This is a genomic window from Paraburkholderia bannensis (assembly GCF_014200455.1).
Lineage (GTDB): Bacteria > Pseudomonadota > Gammaproteobacteria > Burkholderiales > Burkholderiaceae > Paraburkholderia > Paraburkholderia bannensis_A.
Window position 1 is genome coordinate 35,179 of the sequence record NZ_JACHBW010000012.1, and the last position, 23,045, is coordinate 58,223.

Annotated in this window: 26 protein-coding genes and 1 pseudogene; 10 read left to right on the forward strand and 17 right to left on the reverse strand. The window is 61.8% G+C overall.

Annotated elements, in window-relative coordinates; genetic code table 11:
* Positions 1-173 precede the first annotated feature (173 nt).
* Positions 174-1,487, reverse strand: a complete 1,314-nt coding sequence (gene hisD / locus F4827_RS20315) for a histidinol dehydrogenase (protein WP_183726413.1) — start codon at positions 1,485-1,487, stop codon at positions 174-176.
* 184 nt (positions 1,488-1,671) lie between these two features.
* On the opposite strand from hisD, the gene F4827_RS20320 reads away from it, so the two are divergent.
* The gene (locus F4827_RS20320) at positions 1,672-2,709 is read left to right on the forward strand and encodes a LacI family DNA-binding transcriptional regulator (RefSeq protein WP_183726415.1); all 1,038 of its coding nucleotides are present in this window, start codon (positions 1,672-1,674) and stop codon (positions 2,707-2,709) included.
* Between the two features lie 94 nt (positions 2,710-2,803).
* Here the strand turns inward: F4827_RS20320 and F4827_RS20325 are convergent, their stop codons facing one another.
* Entirely contained in the window at positions 2,804-3,355 is a 552-nt protein-coding gene (locus tag F4827_RS20325) for an IS6 family transposase (protein ID WP_409258830.1), read from the reverse strand.
* Complete coding sequence (locus F4827_RS36000; protein ID WP_409258831.1) at positions 3,348-3,500, reverse strand: hypothetical protein; 153 nt, start codon at positions 3,498-3,500, stop codon at positions 3,348-3,350. Before F4827_RS36000 ends, F4827_RS20325 begins: the two co-directional genes overlap by 8 nt.
* A gap of 150 nt (positions 3,501-3,650) precedes the next feature.
* Between F4827_RS36000 and F4827_RS20330 the strand changes: the two genes are divergently transcribed.
* On the forward strand, positions 3,651-5,357 hold the full coding sequence (locus F4827_RS20330; protein WP_183726420.1) for a site-specific integrase: 1,707 nt from the start codon (positions 3,651-3,653) through the stop codon (positions 5,355-5,357).
* Between the two features lie 43 nt (positions 5,358-5,400).
* Here the strand turns inward: F4827_RS20330 and F4827_RS36005 are convergent.
* The 6 genes and pseudogenes from F4827_RS36005 to F4827_RS20355 all read right to left on the reverse strand — a co-directional run.
* A pseudogene (locus tag F4827_RS36005) lies at positions 5,401-5,502 on the reverse strand (IS3 family transposase); the annotation flags it as partial.
* 173 nt (positions 5,503-5,675) lie between these two features.
* Positions 5,676-6,980, reverse strand: a complete 1,305-nt coding sequence (locus tag F4827_RS20335) for an HlyD family efflux transporter periplasmic adaptor subunit (protein ID WP_183726422.1) — start codon at positions 6,978-6,980, stop codon at positions 5,676-5,678.
* A 35-nt stretch (positions 6,981-7,015) separates the two neighbouring features.
* Positions 7,016-8,539 (reverse strand): efflux transporter outer membrane subunit, encoded by a 1,524-nt coding sequence (locus F4827_RS20340; RefSeq protein ID WP_183726424.1) that lies wholly within the window; start codon positions 8,537-8,539, stop codon positions 7,016-7,018.
* A 54-nt stretch (positions 8,540-8,593) separates the two neighbouring features.
* The gene (locus F4827_RS20345; protein ID WP_183726426.1) at positions 8,594-9,031 is read right to left on the reverse strand and encodes a MarR family winged helix-turn-helix transcriptional regulator; all 438 of its coding nucleotides are present in this window, start codon (positions 9,029-9,031) and stop codon (positions 8,594-8,596) included.
* Between the two features lie 105 nt (positions 9,032-9,136).
* Complete coding sequence (locus F4827_RS20350) at positions 9,137-10,699, reverse strand: DHA2 family efflux MFS transporter permease subunit (protein WP_183726428.1); 1,563 nt, start codon at positions 10,697-10,699, stop codon at positions 9,137-9,139.
* Between the two features lie 33 nt (positions 10,700-10,732).
* Positions 10,733-11,218: a hypothetical protein gene (locus tag F4827_RS20355; RefSeq protein ID WP_183726430.1), complete on the reverse strand. Its 486-nt coding sequence runs from the start codon at positions 11,216-11,218 to the stop codon at positions 10,733-10,735.
* Positions 11,219-11,449: 231 nt separating this feature from the next.
* On the opposite strand from F4827_RS20355, the gene F4827_RS20360 reads away from it, so the two are divergent.
* A complete protein-coding gene (locus F4827_RS20360; RefSeq protein WP_183726432.1) occupies positions 11,450-12,160 on the forward strand; it encodes an SDR family NAD(P)-dependent oxidoreductase in 711 nt (236 codons plus the stop codon).
* An 89-nt stretch (positions 12,161-12,249) separates the two neighbouring features.
* Entirely contained in the window at positions 12,250-12,483 is a 234-nt protein-coding gene (locus F4827_RS20365; RefSeq protein WP_183726434.1) for a 4-oxalocrotonate tautomerase family protein, read from the forward strand.
* A gap of 118 nt (positions 12,484-12,601) precedes the next feature.
* On the opposite strand, the gene F4827_RS20370 is transcribed toward F4827_RS20365, so the two are convergent.
* Complete coding sequence (locus F4827_RS20370) at positions 12,602-13,195, reverse strand: TetR/AcrR family transcriptional regulator (protein WP_183726436.1); 594 nt, start codon at positions 13,193-13,195, stop codon at positions 12,602-12,604.
* Between the two features lie 123 nt (positions 13,196-13,318).
* On the opposite strand from F4827_RS20370, the gene F4827_RS20375 reads away from it, so the two are divergent.
* Positions 13,319-13,744 carry a Tautomerase enzyme gene (locus F4827_RS20375; RefSeq protein WP_183726438.1) on the forward strand — a complete coding sequence of 142 codons (426 nt, stop codon included), beginning with the start codon at positions 13,319-13,321 and terminating at the stop codon, positions 13,742-13,744.
* A gap of 58 nt (positions 13,745-13,802) precedes the next feature.
* On the opposite strand, the gene F4827_RS20380 is transcribed toward F4827_RS20375, so the two are convergent.
* From F4827_RS20380 to F4827_RS20390, 3 genes are all read right to left on the reverse strand, one after another.
* Positions 13,803-14,504 carry an amino acid ABC transporter permease gene (locus F4827_RS20380; RefSeq protein WP_183726441.1) on the reverse strand — a complete coding sequence of 234 codons (702 nt, stop codon included), beginning with the start codon at positions 14,502-14,504 and terminating at the stop codon, positions 13,803-13,805.
* Positions 14,501-15,232, reverse strand: a complete 732-nt coding sequence (locus F4827_RS20385) for an amino acid ABC transporter permease (protein ID WP_183726443.1) — start codon at positions 15,230-15,232, stop codon at positions 14,501-14,503. The genes F4827_RS20380 and F4827_RS20385 overlap by 4 nt, the downstream gene beginning before the upstream one ends.
* 74 nt (positions 15,233-15,306) lie before the next feature.
* Entirely contained in the window at positions 15,307-16,140 is an 834-nt protein-coding gene (locus F4827_RS20390) for an ABC transporter substrate-binding protein (RefSeq protein WP_409258832.1), read from the reverse strand.
* 387 nt (positions 16,141-16,527) lie between these two features.
* On the opposite strand from F4827_RS20390, the gene F4827_RS20395 reads away from it, so the two are divergent.
* Complete coding sequence (locus F4827_RS20395; RefSeq protein WP_183726445.1) at positions 16,528-17,274, forward strand: SDR family NAD(P)-dependent oxidoreductase; 747 nt, start codon at positions 16,528-16,530, stop codon at positions 17,272-17,274.
* A gap of 126 nt (positions 17,275-17,400) precedes the next feature.
* Positions 17,401-17,697, forward strand: a complete 297-nt coding sequence (locus F4827_RS35455; protein WP_311673969.1) for a hypothetical protein — start codon at positions 17,401-17,403, stop codon at positions 17,695-17,697.
* 76 nt (positions 17,698-17,773) lie between these two features.
* On the opposite strand, the gene F4827_RS20405 is transcribed toward F4827_RS35455, so the two are convergent.
* The gene (locus F4827_RS20405; protein WP_260175333.1) at positions 17,774-18,256 is read right to left on the reverse strand and encodes a hypothetical protein; all 483 of its coding nucleotides are present in this window, start codon (positions 18,254-18,256) and stop codon (positions 17,774-17,776) included.
* Between the two features lie 294 nt (positions 18,257-18,550).
* Between F4827_RS20405 and F4827_RS20410 the strand changes: the two genes are divergently transcribed.
* Entirely contained in the window at positions 18,551-19,489 is a 939-nt protein-coding gene (locus tag F4827_RS20410) for an AraC family transcriptional regulator (protein ID WP_311673971.1), read from the forward strand.
* Between the two features lie 101 nt (positions 19,490-19,590).
* Entirely contained in the window at positions 19,591-20,466 is an 876-nt protein-coding gene (locus F4827_RS20415; RefSeq protein WP_183726447.1) for an NAD(P)H-binding protein, read from the forward strand.
* Between the two features lie 18 nt (positions 20,467-20,484).
* Here the strand turns inward: F4827_RS20415 and F4827_RS20420 are convergent, their stop codons facing one another.
* Positions 20,485-21,072 (reverse strand): 2-hydroxychromene-2-carboxylate isomerase, encoded by a 588-nt coding sequence (locus F4827_RS20420; protein ID WP_183726449.1) that lies wholly within the window; start codon positions 21,070-21,072, stop codon positions 20,485-20,487.
* Between the two features lie 89 nt (positions 21,073-21,161).
* Here F4827_RS20420 and F4827_RS20425 point away from each other — a divergent pair, with 89 nt between their 5' ends.
* Positions 21,162-21,731, forward strand: a complete 570-nt coding sequence (locus tag F4827_RS20425) for a TetR/AcrR family transcriptional regulator (RefSeq protein ID WP_183726451.1) — start codon at positions 21,162-21,164, stop codon at positions 21,729-21,731.
* A 48-nt stretch (positions 21,732-21,779) separates the two neighbouring features.
* Here F4827_RS20425 and F4827_RS20430 read toward each other — a convergent pair whose 3' ends face one another.
* A complete protein-coding gene (locus F4827_RS20430) occupies positions 21,780-22,517 on the reverse strand; it encodes an SDR family oxidoreductase (protein ID WP_183726453.1) in 738 nt (245 codons plus the stop codon).
* 118 nt (positions 22,518-22,635) lie between these two features.
* Entirely contained in the window at positions 22,636-22,983 is a 348-nt protein-coding gene (locus tag F4827_RS20435; protein WP_311735601.1) for a helix-turn-helix domain-containing protein, read from the reverse strand.
* Positions 22,984-23,045: the final 62 nt, after the last annotated feature.

The window sequence follows — 23,045 nt, forward strand, 5'->3', positions numbered from 1 at the left end:
TCAGGGCTTTCGCACGGTTCAGCACCGGGCGTGCTGGTCCGTCACGCGCGCTGCTGTGTTTTGGATGGCAATGCTTTGTTGAAGGTCAAAGGGGAACGTGCCGAGACAGATTCGCGGACGCTTCGGTCATACCTGAGCGGACTGACCGAAGCGTCTTTCGTCGCAACGATGCGTCAGGCCGGCACGGCGCTGCCGTAAGGCACATCCTGATGACCATAACGGCGCACGCGGATGTTCGCCTGTTCGCCGTGCGCGATCATCCCTTCGATCGCACACAGACGCGAGCAGTACGATCCGATCAGCGCGCTGGCTTCGTCCGTCAGCACCTTCTGATACGTGCACGTCTTGATGAACTTGCCGACCCACAGGCCGCCCGTATAGCGCGCCGCCTTTCCGGTGGGCAGCGTGTGGTTCGTGCCGATCACCTTGTCGCCGAACGCCACGTTGGTTCGCGCGCCGAGGAAAAGCGCGCCGTAGTTCTTCATGTTGTTCAGGAAGTAGTCCGGATCGCGCGTCATCACCTGAACGTGCTCCGATGCGATACGGTCCGCTTCGGCCACCATTTCTTCCAGCGTGTCCGCCACGATCACCGCGCCGTAGTCGCGCCAGGACACACCCGCCGTGTTGGCCGTCGGCAGGATCTTCAGGATGCGTTCGACTTCCGTGATCGTGTCCTTCGCGAGTTGCAGCGAATTGGTCAGCAGGATCGCGGGCGTATTGAAGCCGTGCTCGGCTTGTCCCAGCAGATCGGTCGCGCACATTTCCGCGTCGACGCTGTCGTCGGCGATCACCAGCGTCTCCGAAGGCCCCGCGATGAGGTCGATGCCGATGCGCCCGAACAATTGACGCTTCGCCTCGGCGACGAACGCATTGCCCGGACCGACGACCATCGCCACCGGATCGATCGTCTGCGTGCCGAGCGCCATCGCGGCAATGGCCTGCACGCCGCCGAACGTGTAGATCTCGTCGGCGCCACCCAGATGCATGGCGGCGATGACTGCCGGGTTAGGCTTGCCCTGCACCGGCGGCGACGCCGTGATGATGCGCGGCACGCCCGCCACCTTGGCCGTCACGACGCCCATGTGCGCCGACGCGACCAGCGGAAATTTGCCGCCCGGCACATAGCAGGCGACGCTATCGACCGGCATGTTCTTGTGGCCGAGCACGACGCCAGGCAGCGTTTCGACTTCGACGTCGCGAATCGACTCGCGCTGCGCCTGTGCAAAATTGCGCACCTGTGCCTGCGCAAACTTGATGTCGTCGAGTTGGCCTTGCGACAGCGAACGCACGCACGCGGCGATCTCATCTTCCGAAAGACGGAAGCTCTCCGGGGCCCAGTTGTCGAACTTTTGCGAGAGTTCGAGCACCGCGTCGTCACCGCGCTTCGCGACGTCCGTGAGAATGCCGGTGACGGTGTCACGGACCTTGGCTGCGTCCTGCGAGGATTCTTCGGCGCTGCGGCCGTGTTTCAGATATTGGATTGCCATTTTTGTTTCCTGAAGAGGGGATGGTCTACGCGGCGCTGCCATTGCGCTCACGCATGCGCTACGATGGGCGCAAATGTAGCGCAACTTTTTATGCAAAAGCAGCGCAAACAGTCCCAACAAACCCTGGAATCTCCATTACAGCGTGTTCCGAACAATCCTTTTAGGACGCGCCCAATGCAAAATCATGCAAAAACATTTACACGCGACGCGTGCGGCGAAGGTCAAGCTTGAGGATGTTGCAGAGCGGCTCGGCATCTCCATCTCTACGGTTTCGCGTTCTCTTGCGGGTCATCCCGCGATCAGCGATGAGACGCGCAATGCGGTGCGCGAGGTGGCCGCCGAGCTTGGCTACCGTATGCCCTTGCAGGGACGGCGCGCACGCAAGCCCGCAACGCGATTGATCGGTGTGGTTGTCGGCGCGCTTCACAACCGCTTCATGACGCTGCTGCTCACGCATCTTCACGACGCGCTTCAGGAGTTCGGCTACCAGATCACATTGATGATCGACCCGATGAACGATCCGGGGAATCTGCTTGCGTTTCGTCCGCTGATTGACGGTTATCTGGACGGCTTGATCTTCGCCACCGCCACGCTCGACTCGCCTGTCGTCGCGGAGATGCAACGCAGAGGTGTGCCGCTCGTGCTCGTGGTTCGCTCGGTCGACGACGTCGCGGTCGATACCGTGGAAATCGACAACGTTCATGCGGGCGCGGTCGCGGCCGAGCATCTTTATCAGCTCGGACACCGCAAGATCGGTTTCATCATGGGACCGAGCAATACGTCGACCAGTCGGGATCGAGCGCGAGGCGCGCTCGACTGGTTGAAGGAAATCGGCGTGTCATCCGATTCGCTCTCCGTGGTCTGGACCGACTATACCAGCGAAGCTGGTTACTCGAGCACCATGGCGATGCTGGGCAAGTCCGAGCCCGTGACGGCGATCGTGGCCGGTAACGATACGATCGCCCTCGGCGTGCTTGAGGCCGCGAACCGGCGCGGTATCCGTGTGCCGGGCGAGCTTTCGATCATCGGTTTCGATGACATGCCTTTGGCGGGATCCCCGCTGATCGGTTTGACATCCATCCGCCAACCGGTCGAGGCCATGGCACGAACTGCAGCACACAGACTCGTCGAGCGCATCCGCGCGTCAGGGATGAGTGCGCCATCGCATGACGTGCTTCCCATCCAACTCGTACGCCGGGAATCGACGGGACAAAGAAGTTAAATGGTTTTGTCGCAGTAACGAGGATGGGGCGGCGAAGCGTTTTTTGTCGCGATAAGGAAGTCGAGTCAAACAAACTCGAGATGATGAGGAATACTTATGCAGCCAACGAGTAGAACTGCTGGGCGGGAGCTAACGCGATGCCGCCGTCTTCCATCTGGCCTTTGACGATCATGTGCATGAACCCGATGCCGCCGAGTATGATGCGTGCACATCGAAAACTCTTGAACCCCAGCATCGGCCGGGTGCGACACTTGATGGCCCGGTGATCCTGCTCGATAACATTGTTCAGGTACTTCTTCTGGCGGATCCTGATCGGCGTCTCACGTTCAACATTGAGCGCCTGTAGCGCCGCCAGATTTGATCCGCTCTTATCAATCGTCACGGTCTCCGGCTCGCCGTTCTGCGCGATCGCTTTTTCGAAGTAGCGCCGGGCCGCAACCTTGTCACGATGGGCTCGCAGCAGGAATCGATCGTGTCGCCAGTCTTTTCGACGGCGCGATACAGATTTCCATCCGCCCCTGACCCGAATGTACGTTTCGTCCGTACGCCAGCTCTTGCCGACTGCCCGCTTGCAGCGCCGGAACGCTTTCTCCAGCACCGGCAACAGTTTGAGCGCCCAGCGATGCACGGTCGAATGGTCAACCAAAATGCCCTTCGGCCATCATCTGCTCGAGGTGGCGCAGACTTGACGGATACGCAACGTAACGGCGCATGCGCAGAAGGATTACATCAAGCGGATAGTGCAGGCGCTTGAGCACCTTCGCTACAGCCGGATTCAGGCTCTGCCTCATCGATCAGATCGCTCGTCCTCGGGTCTTCTGCCTGGCAGCTCCCGTATTGCGACAAAGCCTGAAGTTTTCGCGAACAACGGGGAGATGTCACAAGCATTAAGATAACTTTTCTTATCATAAGGTGTTTATTTATCTAGTAAACTCGACAGTATGAAAACGCGTCACACTGCTCTTTCCGCTCCTGTTACTCTCGAACAGTCCGGCTTCCCCGACGCCGCCGAACTCGCGGTTCTGCGCGCCTGGTATGCGGGTGTTGCGGTTCGGCCCGCTGTCGAGCGCTATCTGCCTTCGGCGCTGGGTGACGGCAAATCCGCGCGCGGCGTGCTCGGCCGTATCCGACGCAGGCTCGTGGCGATCGCCCGCGCCGTCAATCGCGACGATCTGGCCACTCTTCTCGATCACCCCGCGGACGAGCGTACGCACCATGCGAAAGCCGTCGCGCAGGCCATCGACATTCTGCGCACTGCCCGCCCTCGCGAACCACAGATCGCTGACGACATCGCGCAGTGGTTCTCCCCGCGCGCCGTGCGCGTGCTGCAGGCTCATGGGATCACGACGCTTGCCGATCTCACCGTGCGCATTCCGCGCCGCCGCCAGTGGTGGAAAGTCGTGCCTGGGCTGGGCGCAGCGAGCGCGCAGGCAATCGAAGCATTCTTCGCCGCGCGGCCCGCGCTCACAGAAAAGGCCCGCGCCCTGATCGCAGCCAGCCGGGAAAGTCCCATCGTGCCGTGGGAATCGATCAGTTTGCCGCACGAGGTCGATGGCTCCAAAGGCACCTTCCGCGCGCCCGTGGCCACCTGTACGCTCGACGCGTCCAACGACTACCAGGCCGTCCAGAGCTGGCTTTCGCTGCACGAGTCGCAGGCAACGCAACGCACCTACCGCAAGGAAGCCGAGCGGCTGATCCTCTGGGCCATCGTCGAACGCGGGCGCGCGCTGTCCTCGCTCACCACCGAGGATGCCATCGCCTATCGCGCGTTCCTGCGCCACCCCTCGCCGCATGGACGCTGGGTCGGCCCGGTTCGGCCGCGCACCTCGCCGGACTGGCGGCCGTTCAATGGCAGACTTTCCGCTCGATCGGTCGCGCATGCGCTGTCGATCCTCGGTGCGCTGTTCCGCTGGCTGATCGAGCAGCGCTACGTGCTCGCCAATCCGTTTGCGGGTGTGAAGGTGCGCGATGCTGGTGGGACTGGCGTGCTCGATGCATCCCACGCATTTACCGAAGGCGAATGGGCGCTCACACGCACGATCGCGGATGGGCTGGAGTGGTCCCACGGCTGGTCGGCGCCCGCGGCGCAGCGTGTGCGCTTTCTGCTCGATTTCGGCTACGCGACCGGTTTGCGCGCGAGCGAACTGGTCGGCGCTGCGCTTGGTCACGTCGAAACCGATCCGCGCGGCGATCACTGGCTACGCGTGACAGGCAAAGGGAAGAAACTGGCGCGCGTGGCGCTGCCGCCGCTCGCCTGGGACGCGCTTGCGCGCTATCTGGCTGAACGCGGGCTGCCGGTCACGCAGTTGCACTGGCGCCCGGAAACTCCGGTCGTCGGCAGTCTCGAAGCCGACAGTGGCGACGCCATCAGCAGCGTGCGCCTGTGGATGGTGATGCGCCGCTTCTTCCTGCTGGCCGCAAAGGCGATCGAGGCGAATCACGCACCGCTTGCGGAAAAACTGCGACGGGCGAGTCCCCATTGGATGCGGCACACGCATGCGACCCACGCACTCGGCCGCGGCGCGGAATTAACCACCGTGCGAGACAACCTGCGTCACGCCTCTGTCTCAACGACGTCAATCTACCTCCACAGTGACGAAGTCAAACGGGCGCGACAGATCAGCGATGCGTTTTCAGGAAGGAAATGAATGATTCGCCCGAAATAGGCGAATTGAGATCGCAGCGCGTTCTTCAGAAACGGCTGGAATAGCCAAGGGAGCCCTCGATCCGTTTCTCGTTGTACCAACGAACGTAGCCGTTCAGTACCTCAACGAACTCCGCGATGGTCGTCGAATCGTGCGCCCACGGCAATCAGGAAGTCGCAGTATTCCACCCTGTATAGTTCGCGCAGGCGACGGTTTGGGGCTAATCCCGGCTCGTTTCCGGCCATCGCAACAAGTCGGCCATCGCGGCGATCCGAAGGGGCGAAATGCGCGACGATGCGCACGAGCGCGAAACGGACCGCCTTAACCCGCGTTGCCCTGGTGATCGCGCGCAGCCACATGCTGCGGCGAGGCTTGTAACGCAGTCGCAGCCATTTCGTTTTCCTTGATGATCTTTTCGATCACGCCGTCGGCTTGCGCGTCGTAGTCTGCGAAGACGTTGGTGCGATAGCGCGTGTTTTGCGCCGCCCCCAGTTGCGAGCCCGAGTCGTCGCGCGTATCGGCATCCACCGTCATCGAAAGACCAATGCGCAACGGACGCGCAGCGAGTTCGCGTGGATCGAGCGCGATACGAACCGGCAGGCGCTGCACGATCTTGATCCAGTTGCCCGTGGCGTTCTGCGCTGCCAGCGTCGCGAAGGCGCTGCCCGTGCCCGCCGAAAAGCCTTCGATGCGACCGTGATACTTCACCCCCGATCCATAGACATCGGCGGTGAGCGTGACTGGCTGGCCAACGCGCATGTGCTTGAGCTGCACTTCCTTGAAGTTCGCATCCACCCACACGCTGTTGAGCGGCACAATTGCCATGAGCGGCGTGCCGGGCGACACGCGCTCGCCAACCTGCACGTGGCGCTGCGCCACATAACCCGTCACCGGTGCGGGCAAGGTGTCGCGCGCATAGTCCAGCCAGGCCGCGCGCACTTTCGAGGCGGCCGCCAGCACGTCAGGATGCTGCTCGACCGACGTGCGATCGGTCAGCGCGTGATTCGCCGCGCCTTGCTGGCGTGCCGCATCGAGTGCGGCCTGTGCGGCCTGCACCGTGGCGCGCGCGTGGGCTATGTCCTCGGCCGAGACGGCGCCCGAGTCCGCCACCGCCACGCGGCGGTGCAGATCGTCGTTGGCGCGCGCCAGATCCGATTCGCGTTGCGCCACGTTCGCCGCATAGAAGTCGTTGTTGACATAGAGACCGCTCACGCGTCGCACCGTCTGGCCGAGCGACGCTTCGGCATTGGCCAGCGCGATTCTTGCGTCGGCCGGATCGAGCGTCACGACCGGCTCCCCCTCCCGCACGATCTGCGTGTCGTCGGCATTGACGGCCACCACCGTGCCCGTGACCTGCGGCGTAAGCTGCACGAGATTGCCGCTTACATAGGCGTCGTCGGTCGATTCGTGAAAACGGCCTTCCGTGAAGTAGTACGCGCCATAGGCCGCGCCCGCAATCAACGTCACGGCGCCGAGCAGCGCGATCAGGCGCTTGCGGCGGCGCGGCGGCGCGGCTTGTTCGTCGTGGTGGGCCGTGGCCGCTTGCGCGCCGCCGTGTTGCTCGTCGCGTTGTTGCTCGTCGCGTTGTTCCGCCGGCGCGCGGTCGGTCGTGATCGTTTCGCTCATCTCAGTTTTCCCTGGCTGGTTTGCACACGCGCCCTTCAGCGCGCGGCGGCAATGACGGAATTTGCTCGGGTGTTGGGTTGCGCAGCGGCGTCGACCTGGTGGCCCGTATCCGCCGAGCGGTCCACATAGCCGCCCCCCAGATCCGAAGCCAAAGCGATCTGCTCGTCGCGGCGATCCATCTTCAGGTTGGCAATGGCTTCGTCGGCGTTCAGTGCCGTGAGGTCGGCGTTGAGCACGGTGAGCTGATTGGTCAGGCCACCCTTGTATTGCGTGATTGCAAGCTGGTCGGCGTCGCGCGCAGCCTGCTGTGCGGTTTGGGCATCCACGAGTTGCACATCGCTCGACTGGATCTGCGCGAGCTGCGTCGCCACGCTGCTCAACGCGCCGATGAGCGTCTGGTCGTAGGCGGCGACGGCGTAGTCGAACTCGGCGTAGCGCCCCTTCAACTGCGCACGCAGTTCGCCGCCGTCGAAGATCGGCAGATGGACCGCCGGGCCCACCGAAGCCGTGCGACTCGCGGCGCTCAGGAAGCGGCCAAAGCCGAACGCGTCGAGACCGAGCGCGGCGCTCAGGTTGATGTCCGGATAAAACTCAGCCTTGGCTTGCTTGACCTCGTGCGTGATCGCGTCCACGCGCCAGCGCGCCGCGACGATATCCGGGCGCCGGCTCACGAGGTCGGCGGGCAGGTTGTCCGGCAAACGCACCTCGTCGCCCACGCCCAGCGTCGGCCGCGTGATCGCGAGTCCGCGGTCGGGGCCTTTGCCCATCAGAGCGGCCAGCTGGTAGCGCGTCGTAACAATGCTGCCGTCGAGCGCGCTCACCCGCGAGCGGCTCGTCGCCAGGTTCGCCTGCGCCGTCTTGCGTTCCACCTGCGTATCGAGGCCCGTGGCAATGCGGCCGGCGGTGATGCGGTCGATCTGCTCGCGACGCGCGACCTCTTCCTGCGCGATGTCGCGCAGCGCGTAGAGCCGGGCCAACTGGTTGTAGGTGCGTGCGATCGAGGTATCCAGCGTGAGCTTGACCATTTCCTCGTCGGCTTCGCTCGCGGCCGTCTCCGAAACGGCCGCTCGCAGCGCCTCGCGATTCTTGCCCCACAGGTCAAGATCGTAGGAGGCGGTGAGCAGCCCCTTGTTCTCGGTCTGCCACGAACCGGCATACGGCGGCGGAATCAGCGCCGTGCCGCTGTATTGCTGGCGCGTGAGCGTGTAGCTGGCGTCCACGCGCGGCAGCGTGTCCGCCTTCGCAGTATCGCTATAGGCCTGCGCCTGGGCCACGCGCGCCTTGGCCTGCTCGACGCTCGGGCTGCCCTGCAGCGCTTCGGCAATCAGCGCCTTGAGCTGGGCATCGCCAAACTGGTCGACCCAATCGGCGGACGGCCAGTGCCCCCGTTGCTGCGGCAGGCTCTGCGCCGTCTCGAACTGCTGCGGCTGCGCCATCTGACTGTCGCTGTGGATGCCCGCATAGTTGGCGCAAGCCGCCAGTGCAGCCATTGAAATCGCCGATACGCCCAGCTTCAGCGTACGGGCACCGATGCTTGATTCAAAAGTCTGTGATTTCATTTTCTGACAAATCAGATTTATGGCCGAAAAAACGCGGCACGACGGCCGCACCGTTCAGTCGTCCGTGAACTTGCGAAGCAGGCGGTTCAGTTCGGCAAACTCCGCCTTGGTAAATTTGCGCAAGCGGGCGTTCAACACCTGCGGCGCAACCTCCGGGATCTGTTCCGCCGTTTCCAGCCCCTTTGCAGTGAGGTGCAGATTGACCACGCGGCGATCGTCTGCGTCACGGGACCGCTCCAGCAGACCTTTTGTTTCCAGTTTGTCCAGCATCCGCGTCATCAGGCCGGTATCGATGCCGAGCAGCTTCGACAGTTCGAACGGGGTGGTCGCCACACCCTGTTCCAGCGACAGCAGAATGCCCATTTGCTGGCCCGTGATATCGAGGTCCTTGAGCGCCGCGTCCATCTCCGCAACGACCAGATTGCGCGCCTTGACGATCCTGAAGCCGACACTTTCGGTAAGCATGAAATTCCTTGGCGTGTAATGGTCCATCGCGACTTCCTCCGTGTTAGACCGTACAGTATCTGCAATATCAGATACTGTCAAGAAAAACACGGGATACTCTTTGCCTGTCTCAAACGTATTCAAGCCAGCAATTCAGTGTCCGCCCGCGCCTGCCGCGCCCGCGCCAGCGCCCTTGACCGGCCTCGTCACCCAGATCAATGGGATGATGACAACGAAGATCACCGCCGATATCCAGAAAATATCGTTCAACCCCAGCATGGTGGCCTGAGCGTTGAGCGAGGCCTCGTAAAAGGCCGTGGCCCGGGGAATGCCGCCGCCGAGCGTCGCCTGCAGGTGCGCGATGGCGCCGGTGAAAGCCGGATTCTCCACGCTCGTTTGCTCGGTCAGCCTCGCGTGATGCAGGATCGTGCGGTCGTTCCAGGCGTTACTCATGAGCGAGGTGCCCACGGCGCCGGCGAAAATGCGGGCAAAGTTTGACAGACCCGCGGCAGCCGGAATCTCGTCGGGCCGCAGACCTGACAGGATGATACCGGTGAGCGGCGTGAAGAACAGCGCCGTGGGAATGCCTTGCAGCAGCGTCGGCAGAATCAGCGTCCACGCATCCACGCCACTCGTGTAGTTCGAGCGCATGAAGAATACCGCGGCGAAGCCAGCGAACGCCAGCGTGGCGAGCACCCGCAGATCGGAGCGCGGCATGAGCTTGCCCATTACAGGGGCAAGAATCACCGCGAAAATCCCCAGCGGCGCGGTGACGAGCCCTGCATCCACCGCGCGGTAGCCGAGAAAGCCCTGGATCCACTGAGGCAGGATCACGAGGTTTGCAAAGAAGATCGCATAGGCGACCGAAATTGCGATCGTGCCGCCGAGGAAGTTGCGCCTGGTGAACAGCCGCAGGTTGACGATCGGTTTTTCCTCAGTCAATTCCCAGATCAGAAAGAACACGAAGCTGACCGCGGCGACGATGGTGAGCACCCAGATGAGCGGCGAGCTGAACCAGTCGAGGTCCTTGCCCTTGTCGAGCATGATCTGCAGCGGAGCGACCCAGGCAATGAGTGAGATCAGCCCGACCTTGTCGATGGGCAGTTTGCGTGCCGGCGTCTCGCGGTCGCGATAGATCGCCCAGATCACGCCGGCGGCAAAGAGGCCAACCGGCACGTTGATATAGAAGATCCACGACCAGCTATAGCTGTCCGTTATCCAGCCGCCGAGCGCGGGCCCCGCGATCGGTCCGACGGTTGCGGTCATCGCCCACAGCGCCAGCGCGTTTGAACTCTTGTCCTTGGGGAAGGAGGCGAGCAGCAGGGCTTGCGACAACGGCACCAGCGGCCCCGCCACGGCGCCCTGAACGATACGGGCGACCAGCAGTGTCAGCAGGTTCGGGGCCATACCGCAGGCCGCCGACGAAAGCACGAACAGCAGGATCGCCCAGATGAACAGCTTGACCTGGCCCACACGCTGCGTCAGCCAACCAGTCAACGGAATGGACACCGCATTGGCTGCGGCGAATAGTGTAATGACCCATGTGCCTTCGTCGATAGATACGCCGAGGTTGCCGGAGAGCGTGGGAATCGCGACGTTTGCAATCGACGAATCCAGCACGTTCATAAAGGTAGCGAGCGCCACGGCGAAGGTGCCAAGCGCGAACTTCGCGCCAGTCAGCTGGGCAGGCCCGCCTGGGTTGGTCGATGGATTCATGTTAGGTCCTCTCGTCTGGATGCGAATATGCCGTCAAGCACGGGCCGTTATCTGACATGTCTGATAATTGGCGAAAAAAAGGGCGTTCCAGGCCGTGGAGCAGCCTGGAAAGCGGCGCGATCCACGAACCCGCTGTTCTCGAGCCTGTCCAGCACGCGGGTCATCCTTGAGCCCTGCCCTGAGTTCGGTGGCCATCAGGTGTTGGGCCTGACCGAACTCGAACAGCAGCTTCTGCGTGCGCTCGGAATCTTCATTGACCGGATCGCTCATCGCTCGCCCTCCTCGATATCTGATCGAAACTATATCTGACATTGCAGATTTATGTGCGAAAATTTTCGAGGTCGCATGAAACGGGCTGGCGGCTCGGTGCAGCGTCCCAGGCGAAACATATATGACAAAAGCCTTACGCCCGGCATCGATCATGCCGGACTGACCGTGCGCGACCTGACCCTCGGGCAAGTGACCGACCCAAGCCGCCTGGTCGAGTTCGACCGCAAGACCCATGTGGGTCTGAATCATCTTGCGCGGTCTGCCGCGAAACTTATTCAGTTGTCCAGATATAAATCAGCGTCATTCACGAGATCATGCTCGCCGCGCATCGCCGATCCCAGATTGCTCTCATTTGTTCCTGCGACTCACAACTGTTTGTCCGCTTCCTGTCTTCAACCCGAAGGCGTGGATGCGTAAATTGGTCGTCATCGGAGCAGCAAGCCCGATCAGAAACAAAGTCCAATTTCCTTCGAGGTTCATATGAGTCAATCCTCCAAAGTCATCGTGATCACGGGTGCATCGCAGGGCATCGGCGCCGAAACCGCCAAGGCATTCCGCGCACTCGGCCATAAGGTGGTCGCGACTTCGCGCAACATCAAACAGACTGACGATAGCGATCTCGTCGCAGTGGCCGGCGATATCGCCGACCCCGCAACGGCGCGCCGCGTCATCGAAACGGCCGTTGCGCGCTTTGGCCGCGTCGACACGCTGATCAACAATGCCGGCATTTTCGTCGCCAAGCCGTTCACGCAATACACGGCGGAAGACTATGCGGCAATCAAGGGCACCAACCTCGACGGTTTCTTCCATATCACGCAGCTCGCGATCGCAGACATGGAAAAGCACGGGAGCGGCCACGTCGTCACAATCACGACGACGCTCGTCGATCACGCGATCGACGGCGTCCCCTCAGTGCTGGCCTCGCTGAGCAAGGGCGGCCTCGCCGCCGCCACGCGCTCGCTGGCTATCGAGTACGCCAAGCGCGGCATTCGCGCCAACGCGGTATCGCCTGGCATTATCAAATCGCCGATGCACGCACCCGAAACCCACGCGGCACTCGGCGCGCTGCATCCGATGGGGCATATGGGCGAGATGAGCGACATCGTCAATGCCATCCTCTATCTCGACTCGGCACCCTTCGTGACGGGCGAAATCCTCCACGTCGACGGCGGTCAGAGCGCCGGTCACTAAGGCGCACTATGCTCTACCGGCCCTCACGGGCCGGTAAGAAGCCCCGGTTTCCAGCGCTTCTTGCCACGATTACCACTGAGGAATGCCAAATGCCAATCGTCACCATTCAGGTCACCCGCGAAGGCACCCGCCCAGGCGCGGATTCCGTCACTTCGGAAGAAAAGGCCGAGCTTATCAAGGGCGTGAGCCAGCTCCTGCTTGACGTGCTGAACAAACCGCTGGAGGCGACCTTCGTCGTCATCGAAGAAGTGCCAACGGAAAACTGGGGCTGGGGCGGGCTGCCCACCGACGTCTATCGAAGACAGAAGGGACTCATCAAGTAAGCCCGTACGGCCCGCTCAAGCGCGGGCCGCTCAGGATGTCGTTGCCCCGGACGCGAAAATCGGCGCCCTTCTCCAATATCGACGCTGGCCACGTAAATCGCTGTCTGCCAGCGTGCGGTCAGCCGTGTTTGCGCGGCGCGCAAGTCAACGCAAGCGCCGAGCGCTCGATTGCGTCGGCGATGCGCTTCGATAGCGCCGGATCGGGCACCGCCCGCGCGAGCGTGACCCCGCCCGACAACATCGCCAGCAGCGCGATCGCCTTGTCGTCGCGTTGCGCTGCGGCTTCGTCGCCCAGCCCCGCCGCAACCGCCTCGATCAGGCGTAGCAGCTCCGCCTCATAGGCCTCGCGAGTTTCGGCGTCGGCGCGAACCATCTCGGGGGAAAAGCTTGGCAGCGCGCAACTTTCACCGATATCGCAGGTGCGCTTGGGGCCCAGATAGAAGCCAATAAAGGTCTTCAGCCAGCGTTTGCCGTGGCTCGCCCTCAGATCAGCGACGGCGAAGCGCAACTGTTCCATGCCCGCCAGCACCACCGTGCGGAATGCCTCGCTCTTCGACTTGAAGTGGCCGTAGAACGCGCCATTTGTCACGCCCGCCTCCTTCGTCAGCCCGTCGATGCCGGAGCCGCCATAGCCGTCGCGCCGGAACAGGCGGCTCGCCGCATCGACGATGCGCTTGCGCGTTTCGATCTTGTGCTCAGCGGTGTAACGCATGGGATCTCCCATTCGGAGCGACTGCTCTTTTTTCTTGCTTAAAGAGCAGTCAGTGTCTATACATAGAGAGCAGTCGCTACATATATACCACTAACTGCTGTCGCTTACCGACGAGGATCTGCCATGCCTATTACGCTGACCGTATCTGAGGGAGTGCTGTCCGCCGAAACCGAGGCCCCGACCTTCGCGGCCTTGACACATGCGCTGTTGAGCGTCGCCCAACTCGAAGGCAACGCGTTCATGACGCCCAATGTGATCGGGACGCTCAATGTGATCCCGGCCGGCCGGGTGTTCTCCGCCGGCCAACCCACAGCCGCCGCGTTTGTTGAACTGACACTGCCGCAGATCGCGCTTGCGACGCCCGAAGCCAAGCAGGCCTTTACCGAAAAGGCGACCGCCATTCTTGAACACGCAGCCGACGGCCGTCTTACGCGCGACCACATCTGGACCAACATCGTTTATGCGGCGGACGGCTCATGGGGCATCGCGGGCCGCGCCCATAGCAATGCAGACCTGGTCGACGCCATACAGGAAGCGGTGACCGGGTAAACCGGCATCGGGCAACGCGCGAACGCCCTGCATTTAATCAGTATTCCGATGTTTATGGCTAGGGGTGAGACCTCCCGTCCCACGCGTTCGCGCGCTTTCCCACCAGCCGATTTGCGATCCATTGCAACGCACCGCACAGCAGCAGATAAACGAAGCCGACAAACAGGAAAATCTGCGCGGGATACACCATCAAGCGGTTATTCAACTGATTGGCGAGAAAGGTGAACTCCGGCACGCCGACGATGTACGCCAGCGACGTATCCTTGATGAGCGACACGCACTGGTTGATGAACGACGGCAGCATCACGCGCACCGCTTGCGGCAGCACGACTTCTTTGAGCGCCTGCCATCTCGTGAGACCCAGCGAGAGCGCAGCGTCGCGCTGCCCGGCGCCGATCGATTCGATACCCGCATAGACCGAATGCGACAGATACGCGCCGCCGATCAGCGCGAGCGCGCACACGACGGTGGCAAGACCCGGCACGTCGATGTGCAGCAGGATCGGCATCAGGAAGAAGGTCCAGAAAATCAGCATCAGCACGGGAATCGCGCGGAAGAACGCCACGATTGCCGTGAGTGCCAGATGAACCACGCCGCGCGTCATCGCCAGCGCAACGCCGCCTGCGAGGCCGATCAGCGCCGCCAGCAGCGCCGATGTCACGGATAGCACCAGGGTGAGCGCAACGCCGCCGAGCGGCCCCTCCGGGAACGCTCCCAGCAGCAAATAGCGCAAGGTGGGAAGCCAGTCGATGCCTGTCACGCGCGACCTCGCATCAGTGCGCGCGTACCGGTGCGCTGCCAGACGACCAGCGCCACTTCGATCACTGCAATCGTCAGCACGTAAAACAGGGTTGCGATGCCGAAGGCCTGGAATGTCTTGAACGTTTCGGTATCCACCTGGCGCGACATATACGAAAGTTCCGCCACACCAATCGCCATCGCCAGCGACGAATTTTTCACGAGATTCATATACTGTCCCGCGAGCGGCGGCGTGGCGATGCGCAACGCCTGCGGCAGGATCACGTAGCGCAACGTCGCCAGGCGCCCCATCCCGAGCGCGGCAGCAGCGTGTGCCTGGGCGACGTTCACGCCGCGCATGCCGGCGCGAAATTCCTCGCCGATAAAGGCCGTCGTATAACACGTGAGCCCGATCCAGCCCGCCAGCAATTCGAAGCTCGGCCAGCGCAAGGTGAGCGCCCCCCATGCGACGAAGTGCGCAGTGTTGAGCCACGTCATCCATTCCGACGGCAACAACGCTGCCGCGCCGAAATACCAGAACAGCAGTTGCACGAGCAGCGGCGAATTGCGGAACACGAACACGTAGAGCGCGGCGGTACGCGACACCACGGCACTGCGCGCCGTGCGCGCGATGGCCAGCACAAAGCCGAGCAAGGTTGCACACAGGCCCGCACAGGCGCTGAGCAACACGGTGACGGCAAGGCCCTGTTCGAGCCACGCCAAGTACTTGGGTTCAAGCCAGGTATGCATGAATCAGGAAACAGAAAACACAAAGCCCGGGCCGCTGCAAAGCAAGGCCCGGGTTAAATTGACAGAGTGACCGATTAGCTGTTTTTCTGCGGATCGCCGATCTTGAACAGACGCGGCAGCGGCGCGGCGCTCTTCGGGCCGAACCACTTGTCATAGATCTGTGCGGCCTGACCGTCGGCTTCGAGATGCGTGAGCGTGGTGTTGACGGCGTCGAGCAGACGCGTTTCGCCCTTCGGCACACCCACGCCTTCATAGTCGTTGGAAATGGTGAACGCCGGAATCTCGTAGTTCGCCTTATCCGGCACGCGCGCGAGCAGCGCAACCAGTTTCGGGCCGTCCTGGGTGATCGCCTGCACGTTGCCCGTGCGCAGCGCGGCGAACGCGAACGGCGTGTCGTCATAGGCCACGATGGTCGCGTTCGGGTATTTCGAACGCACCTGCTGTTCGTTGGTGGTGCCCTTGTCGGCGCCGATGCGCAGGCCGTTCAGCTGGTCGGGCGACTTGAGCACCCCCTTCTTCGCGATGAACTGGGTGCCCGAGGCAAAATACGGCGTGCTGAAATCGACTTCCTTCTTGCGCCCATCGGTGATCGTGAAGTTCGCAAACACCAGATCGACCTTGCCCGACTTGAGGAACGCGATGCGGTTCGCCGGGTTGGTCGGCTGGACTTCCAGCTTCACGCCAAGGCTCTTCGCAACGGCGCGCGCATAATCGACATCGAGACCGATGATCTGGTTATTGGTCGAATCGACGAAGCCAAACGGCGGATTGCTGTCGAACGCGGCCACGCGCAGCACGCCCGCCTTCTTGATGTCGTCGAGCCGATCGGCGTGCGCTGCAGTCGATGCCAGGGCGAGCAACGCCGTCAGCAGTGCGGGAAACACTGCGCCCCTGATTTTCATCTTCATTGTCTGAATTCCTTTTTGTTGGTTGCGTCATCGCACGTCGAACGCCGGCGGCACAGCCCGCACTCTAATGGTGCGGAGCGCACATCCAAACGAAGTATTTTTCAGGTCGAAAGTCCAATGGAAGATTTGCGAACTGGCGTGAGCAGACGCCGAGGAGCCGCAAACCGGCGCAGCGCCTGGGATTCAGCCTGATTCACCCGCAATGGTTGCGCCCCGTTTTGGCCGTTTTCGCGGATTGTTCAGATAATCAAGCCACTCAATTCATTTTGCGCGCCTTTATCGCTGCGCCGCGACTGTCTAGATTTGCAAGACGCGCCGGCAAACTGGTGACGCAAGACATCAAGCCGGTCCGCTTCAACGCAATCACTCACAGCGAGGTAAACCATCATGGGCAAGCTTTCAGGCAAAGTGGCCGTCGTCACCGGCGCGTCGAAAGGCATTGGCGCAGGGATCGCGAAAGCACTGGCGGCCGAAGGCGCGTCGGTCGTCGTGAACTACGCGAGCAGCAAAGCCGGTGCGGATACCGTTGTGTCGGCAATCACTTCGGCGGGTGGCAAGGCGGTTGCCGTGGGCGGCGACGTGTCGAAGGCCGCCGACGCAAAAGGCATCATCGACGCCGCGGTCGAAACCTTTGGGCGCCTCGATATTCTCGTGAATAACTCGGGCGTGTACGAATTCGGGCCCATCGAAGAGTTCACCGAAGATCAATATCGCAGACAGTTCGATATCAACGTACTCGGTGTGCTGCTCACTACACAGGCTGCGTCGAAACACCTTGGCGAAGGCGCGAGCATCATCAATATCAGTTCGGTGGTTTCGACGATCACCCCCGCCACGACTGCCGTCTATAGCGGCACCAAAGGCGCGGTGGACGCCATCAGCGGCGCGCTTGCACGCGAGCTCGGGCCGAAAAAGATTCGTGTGAACACCATCAATCCGGGCGTGATCGTGACTGAAGGCGCACAAAGCGCTGGCGTGATCGGATCGGAATTCGAAACGGCGGCGGTCAGCCAGACTCCGCTCGGCCGCGTGGGTTCACCGGACGACATTGCGTCGATTGCGGTCTTCCTCGCCTCGGACGACGCAAAGTGGCTGACGGGCGAGCATATCGTCGCCAGCGGCGGCATGCGCTAAGAGAACTCGCGCAGCGCTCCAAGTAGCTGCGGGACGACTACGCGCAACCCGGCACGTTCGATGACAGCGAACGTGCCGCGTTGCCGTTGGCGCAGCGACTATTCAGTCGAAGCCTGAGGCGGATCTTTGCGCCGAAGCCGCCGCATTCCCGCGCAGATCGAAGCGGAGCAGATGGAAATCTCACAGGCGAGCGCCGCGCCTCGCCGCCGCCTGCGCGCGGTGTTAACGGATGACGTCGAACGTCCCGGCGTCGTGCACGTGCTTTGGCCTGCCAGCAGGCATCTATCGCCGAAGATTCGCGCGCTGGTGGATTTCCTGAGCGAGTGCGTATTGCCAACCCGGATTGAATGGCGCGGATTCACGCAATATTTTTATTTCCTTTCTCGCGAATTACAGAAAGAAAATTCCAGTAAGCATTGGTGAGTGTCACGCGAGCGACATCCGTCGACAGTTTCGACGCGCATCGGCTGAATCGATACCGGTGCGCCTACCTGGCGAATCAGGGATGCGCAGCGTTCTGCTTTTGACCGGGTTCGAAATGCGGCGTCTTGTTGGCGCGATCGACATCCTCTTCAAGGCTGGCATGCAGCGTTGCAATGGCGGCTGAGGGGTCGGAAGGCTTCAGTTGTTCGCGCGCCAAAGCGTCGTAAGCGAAGCGACGCACCGCAGGATTGCGCGACTTGTCCAGCACCTCGTGATAGACCGCGACGATGTCGCCAGGCCGCCCCGACAGGCTGTAGAGCCGACGCAATTGCTCAAGATCGTTGATGACGTCGAAGTCTGGACCATGGAACGGCGGAACCGGCCCCAGATCGCCGGCGAACAGAGGAGCGCGAACGGGCGGCGGCGCATGCGGCTCCTCGGCGCGTACCTGCAGCGAAGCGGCTGCCGTCACGGCAATGGAAACAGCAAGGATCAGAGTTTTCTTCATGGCGGATTTCCTCTCAGGCGAAGGGCCAAAACTTGTAATTGGTTCGTACAATAAACCCCAGCCGCCTTAAAGTTCCACCCTCAAAAATCGCGTAACGTTACCTTGTATTTCGCCGGAAAGAATTGCCCGACGGGCTTGATTTGCTCGCAGCGTACTGATTACCGGGCCAAGCATTTAATCCGGCGCGCGTGATTTTCAGCCGGCTGGTCAGGATCGCGAATATTTGCCGTGAGCCAATGGCGAACATCGAACCACCGCATCGTGTTCGCGGGCGCTTCGCGGCGCTCACCGGCCTCTCATCAACGGCCGGTCGATTTCCCGGCTATGCTGCGCTAAACAGGCAATGTGAACGACCACGCCCTTTTTTGCGACCTGATCACCACCCGTTGCCAGCCGTCACCCCTCAGGACACTTCCGGCCATGACTTCTTCGACACTCTTGCAGGCACCTGAAGTTCTCCATTCGAGCGCAGGAAAAGGCTGGGATGGGCTGGACGCTGCGCTCGTGAGAATTCCGCGCGGTTTGACGCGCATCCCGGGCCGCGAGCGGCACACCCTGGGCCTGCACTACGGGCCGCCCGTCTACGCGGATTGCACCTGCGATGGCAAGCGTTTGCGTCGCGTGCAAAAGCAGGGCGACATCGGCTTCGTGCCGGCGGGAATGGACTCCTCCTGGGAGGACGACGCACAATGCCAGATACTCACGTTGTCTCTGCCTCAAGCGCTGGTAGATCGCGTCGCCGGGGATCTGGACAAGGATGCGTCGACCATCGCACTGGTTCCGCATATGCAGCTTCGCGATGCTCGCATCGAAGCCATCGGTGCGGCGATCAAGGCTGAACTCGAAGCCGACACGCCTTCCGATCCGCTTTATATCGACCACCTCGCAAGCGCGCTGGTGATCCGGCTATTCGATGCCGCCAGCGACAATTGCACTCTCCCACAGCCAGCGCCCGCACTCAAAATGTCGGCGCGACAGTTACAGCTGCTGACCGATTTCATCGGCCAAAACCTCGATCAGCAGTTGCACGTCGCCCACCTTGCGACCGTTGCGGGTCTCAGCGCGACGCGCCTGAAGTTCCTGTTTCGCAATAGCACGGGGTTGTCCGTGCATCAATACGTTATCCGTCGCCGCGTCGAACACGCCCGCACCTTGATGGCTACAACAAAGATGCCGGCAAGCGAAGTCGCTCTCGCCTCTGGCTTTGCGCATCAAAGCCATATGACGACCACGATGCGGCGCGTCCTAGGCCAGACGCCCGGCGCAATCGCTCGACCGATCTAAAAAATCGGACCGATTCTGCAAGGCCTCGTCTCAATCTGCAAGAAGCCGCACGCACGATTGCCTAACCTTGGCGCTCTGACAACGCAATCAGGGAATCAAAAATGTACGCAATCATTGGGGCGACGGGCCAGGTTGGTTTTTCGAGCGCAACGGCGCTGCGCCAGGCGGGCTTGCCGGTGCGGGCGATTGTCCGCGATGCCGGAAAAAGCGCGCGCTTACGCGAAATTGGCTGTGAAATCGCCGTGGCCAATTTAGAGGAAAGTGCAGCGCTTGCAAGCGCAATCGGCAACGCCAGCCATGTGCAGGTCATTCTCCCGCCAGACCCGCAAGCCGAAGACACGACGGCGCAGATGCACCGCGCAATCGAAAGCCTCGTGCAGGCGCTCAACCAGGTGCGCCCGGAACGCATTCTGGCGATTTCCGATTACGGCGCGCATATCGCCCATGACATCGGCATGCCAACGGTGTTTCGACTTTTCGAGGAGCGCCTGGGCCAACTTCCGGGGCAAAAGCTGGTGCTGCGATCAGCAGAACATATGCAAGGCTGGCGACGGGTGATTCCCGTCGCCATCGCAACCGGGACATTGCCCAGCTTTCATGACCCGCTCGATAAACTGTTTCCCACAATTTCAGCGCCGGATGCAGGCCGCATTGCAGCCGAGCTCTGGTTGCGGCCTGCCAGCGGGAAGGACATTGAAATCTTCCATGCGGAAGGGCCACGACGCTATTGCGTCCATGATGTTGCCGCCGCTTTGAGCCAGTTACTGGACCGCGCTATCGATGCCCGGGCCTTGCCTCGCTCGCAATGGCAGGCAACCTTCGAGCGCAGCATGAGCGCAAGCCTCGCCGGGCTTCTCATCAAGGCCAACGACGCCCAGAACGAAGGCGCTCTGGTCGATGTCGAACCGAACGGCACGGTTTGCCGTGGCAGCACTGAGTTGATCGACGCGCTGCGGCCGCTGATTGCGCGTCGATAACCCCGCACGCGCAACGTACTAGGCCAGCGCTTCCTTGACGAAGTCGAGCCTGTCCTGCCCGAAGAACATCTCGTCGCCCACGAACATGGTCGGCGCACCGAAGAGCCCGCGCGCCACCGCCGCCTCCGTGTCCAGCTTCAGCTTTTCCTTTACGTCGGGACGCTGCGTCAAATCCAGCAGCAAGGATGCGTCCACGCCGCCCGCCGCGAGCACTGCGCCGATCGTCGCCGGGTCGGCCATATTGCGCGGCGTTTCCCACATCGCGCGATACACCACGTCCACGTAGCGCAGGAACAGCGCTTCGTCCTGCATCTGCGTGCCCGTCGCACCGCGCATGAGCATCAAGGTGTTGATCGGGAAATACGGATTGTGCTGAAACTGGACACCATAACGCCGCGCGAAGCGCGCGAGGTCGATCTGCATCCATGCGCCTTTGGACGCAACGGCGGCGGGCGATGCGTTATTCGTCGCCTTATGGATGCCGCCCAGCAGTACCGGACGATAGATCAGTTGCGCGTCATATTGCGCCGCGATGGCGGGCAACTGGGTCCACGCGAGATAACTCGCGGGGCTGCCAAAATCGAAATAAAACTCGACCGTGTTCATCGTCAATCTCCCCTCTCTCCATAGATGAACTATCTTTAACTGAACGACGGTTATGCTATTCTCGCCCGACGTTCAACCTGGAAGCCGCCATGCGTTATTCGAGCACTCACAAGGAAGAAACGCGACGCAAGCTCATCGAGAGCAGCCGCGCGATCGCGAAACAAGGCGGTTTTGCGACCACGGGCATCGACGCCTTGATGGCTTCGATCGGCTTGACGGGCGCGGCGTTCTATACGCATTTCCCCTCCAAACAGGCGCTTTTCGACGCCCTGGTCAGCGAGGAAGCGTCCAATAGCGCCGACCTGCTCGCCAGCCGCGACAATGCCGCCGATGACGATCTCGCGAAACGCCTGCGCAGTTATCTGAGCACGTCCCACGCGCTGCATCCGGAATCGGGTTGCGCATTGCCGGCGCTCGGTGCGGAAATCGCTCGCGCCACGCCGCAGGCGCGCGCTGCAGTCGAGAAATCGCTCAAACGCATCCAGAAAAGCTGGGGCTCCCAGATCGACGATCCGGATACCGCCTGGGCAGTGATCGCTCAATGCGTCGGCGCGCTGCTGCTTGCCCGCACGGTTGAAAGCGAGCGCACGCGCCGCGACATCCTTGCTTCGAGCCGCCGCTTTCTCGCCGAAGCCCTGGATCTCGACACACTCAAATAACCTTCGCATGGCGTGTACCGGGCCGTCGCACGACCACGCGCAGATGCATTACCAGCGCTCCAGATACGGGCGCAGATCCAGTTCGAAGGTCCAGGCGTCGCGCGGCTGCTGGTGCAGATACCAGTAATTTTCGGCGATGTGATCGGGATTGAGAATGCCGTCCTGCTCTTTCAGGGCGTAGCGTTCAGGAAACGTCGTGCGAATGAATTCGGTGTCGATCGCGCCATCGACGATCACATGCGCAACGTGAATGTTTCGGGGTCCCAACTCCCTGGCCATGCTCTGCGCGAGTGCGCGTAGCGCATGCTTTGCACCGGCAAATGCCGCGAAATTCGCCGCGCCTCTAAGGCTTGCCGTAGCGCCGGTAAACAGGATCGTGCCGCGGCCGCGCGCCACCATCCGCTTTGCCACTTCGCGGCCGTTGAGAAATGCGCTGAAACAGGCCATCTCCCAGATCTTGAAGTACTTGCGCGCGCTCTCTTCCAGGATGCTGCACGGCACGTTCGCGCCGATATTGAACACCATGACTTCGATCGGCCCGTGTTCGGCTTCCACGCGTTCGATCAGGGCGACGACATCCTCTTCGTTGCGCGCGTCGCTGCCATAACCATAAGCCTGGCCGCCCTGCTCGCGGATGCGATTGACAAGCGGCTCCAGCTTTTGCGCCGAGCGGCGGCTTACGCATGCGATATAGCCTTCGCGTGCGAACCTGGCGGCGATTGCGCCCCCTGTGGCGTCGCCTGCGCCAATCACGAGTACGACCTTCGGCTGCGCGCTGTCTGTCATGCTGTCTCCTTTATCGAACGACCGTTCAGTGAACGAACGTTAATTATAAGGACGCGACTTGTCAATGCCATTTTCCGCGTTGCGCATTGCCGCAGGCGCAACGCGGCATCACACAACGCTAGCCGGCGCTTTCCATGCGTGCATCGAATTCCGCGCGCGCCGCTTCCACGGCATCCATATTGCGCAGCGTCCATCCGTACAGCGCCTTGAACGGCGCCTGCAACGAGCGCCTGAGCGGCGTAATTTCATATTCGACCGCCACCGGCGACACCGGAATCACCCGGCGCGACACTAGCCCGTTACGCTCCAGCCGACGCAGGCATTGCGTAAGCGCTTTTTGCGTGACGCCCTCCAGAAGACGTTTGATGGCGTTAAAGCGCAGCGGGCCGCCATCGAGCACGGTCAGGATCATCATCGACCACTTGTCGGCGATCTGGTCGAACAGCAAGCGGCTCGGACAATTCACAGAAAAATGCTTTCGGCAGTCGGGCATGGTTTCCTCAAAGATACCTGGGCGAAACAAAGTGC

Coding starts and splice junctions, on each gene's coding strand:
- hisD (WP_183726413.1), bottom strand. CDS start 1,487: ATGGCAATCCAATATCTGAAACACGGCCGCAGCGCCGAAGAATCCTCG.
- F4827_RS20320 (WP_183726415.1), top strand. CDS start 1,672: ATGCAAAAACATTTACACGCGACGCGTGCGGCGAAGGTCAAGCTTGAG.
- F4827_RS36000 (WP_409258831.1), bottom strand. CDS start 3,500: ATGAGGCAGAGCCTGAATCCGGCTGTAGCGAAGGTGCTCAAGCGCCTG.
- F4827_RS20330 (WP_183726420.1), top strand. CDS start 3,651: ATGAAAACGCGTCACACTGCTCTTTCCGCTCCTGTTACTCTCGAACAG.
- F4827_RS20335 (WP_183726422.1), bottom strand. CDS start 6,980: ATGAGCGAAACGATCACGACCGACCGCGCGCCGGCGGAACAACGCGAC.
- F4827_RS20340 (WP_183726424.1), bottom strand. CDS start 8,539: ATGAAATCACAGACTTTTGAATCAAGCATCGGTGCCCGTACGCTGAAG.
- F4827_RS20345 (WP_183726426.1), bottom strand. CDS start 9,031: ATGGACCATTACACGCCAAGGAATTTCATGCTTACCGAAAGTGTCGGC.
- F4827_RS20350 (WP_183726428.1), bottom strand. CDS start 10,699: ATGAATCCATCGACCAACCCAGGCGGGCCTGCCCAGCTGACTGGCGCG.
- F4827_RS20355 (WP_183726430.1), bottom strand. CDS start 11,218: ATGATTCAGACCCACATGGGTCTTGCGGTCGAACTCGACCAGGCGGCT.
- F4827_RS20360 (WP_183726432.1), top strand. CDS start 11,450: ATGAGTCAATCCTCCAAAGTCATCGTGATCACGGGTGCATCGCAGGGC.
- F4827_RS20365 (WP_183726434.1), top strand. CDS start 12,250: ATGCCAATCGTCACCATTCAGGTCACCCGCGAAGGCACCCGCCCAGGC.
- F4827_RS20370 (WP_183726436.1), bottom strand. CDS start 13,195: ATGCGTTACACCGCTGAGCACAAGATCGAAACGCGCAAGCGCATCGTC.
- F4827_RS20375 (WP_183726438.1), top strand. CDS start 13,319: ATGCCTATTACGCTGACCGTATCTGAGGGAGTGCTGTCCGCCGAAACC.
- F4827_RS20385 (WP_183726443.1), bottom strand. CDS start 15,232: ATGCATACCTGGCTTGAACCCAAGTACTTGGCGTGGCTCGAACAGGGC.
- F4827_RS20390 (WP_409258832.1), bottom strand. CDS start 16,140: ATGAAGATGAAAATCAGGGGCGCAGTGTTTCCCGCACTGCTGACGGCG.
- F4827_RS20395 (WP_183726445.1), top strand. CDS start 16,528: ATGGGCAAGCTTTCAGGCAAAGTGGCCGTCGTCACCGGCGCGTCGAAA.
- F4827_RS20415 (WP_183726447.1), top strand. CDS start 19,591: ATGTACGCAATCATTGGGGCGACGGGCCAGGTTGGTTTTTCGAGCGCA.
- F4827_RS20420 (WP_183726449.1), bottom strand. CDS start 21,072: ATGAACACGGTCGAGTTTTATTTCGATTTTGGCAGCCCCGCGAGTTAT.
- F4827_RS20425 (WP_183726451.1), top strand. CDS start 21,162: ATGCGTTATTCGAGCACTCACAAGGAAGAAACGCGACGCAAGCTCATC.
- F4827_RS20430 (WP_183726453.1), bottom strand. CDS start 22,517: ATGACAGACAGCGCGCAGCCGAAGGTCGTACTCGTGATTGGCGCAGGC.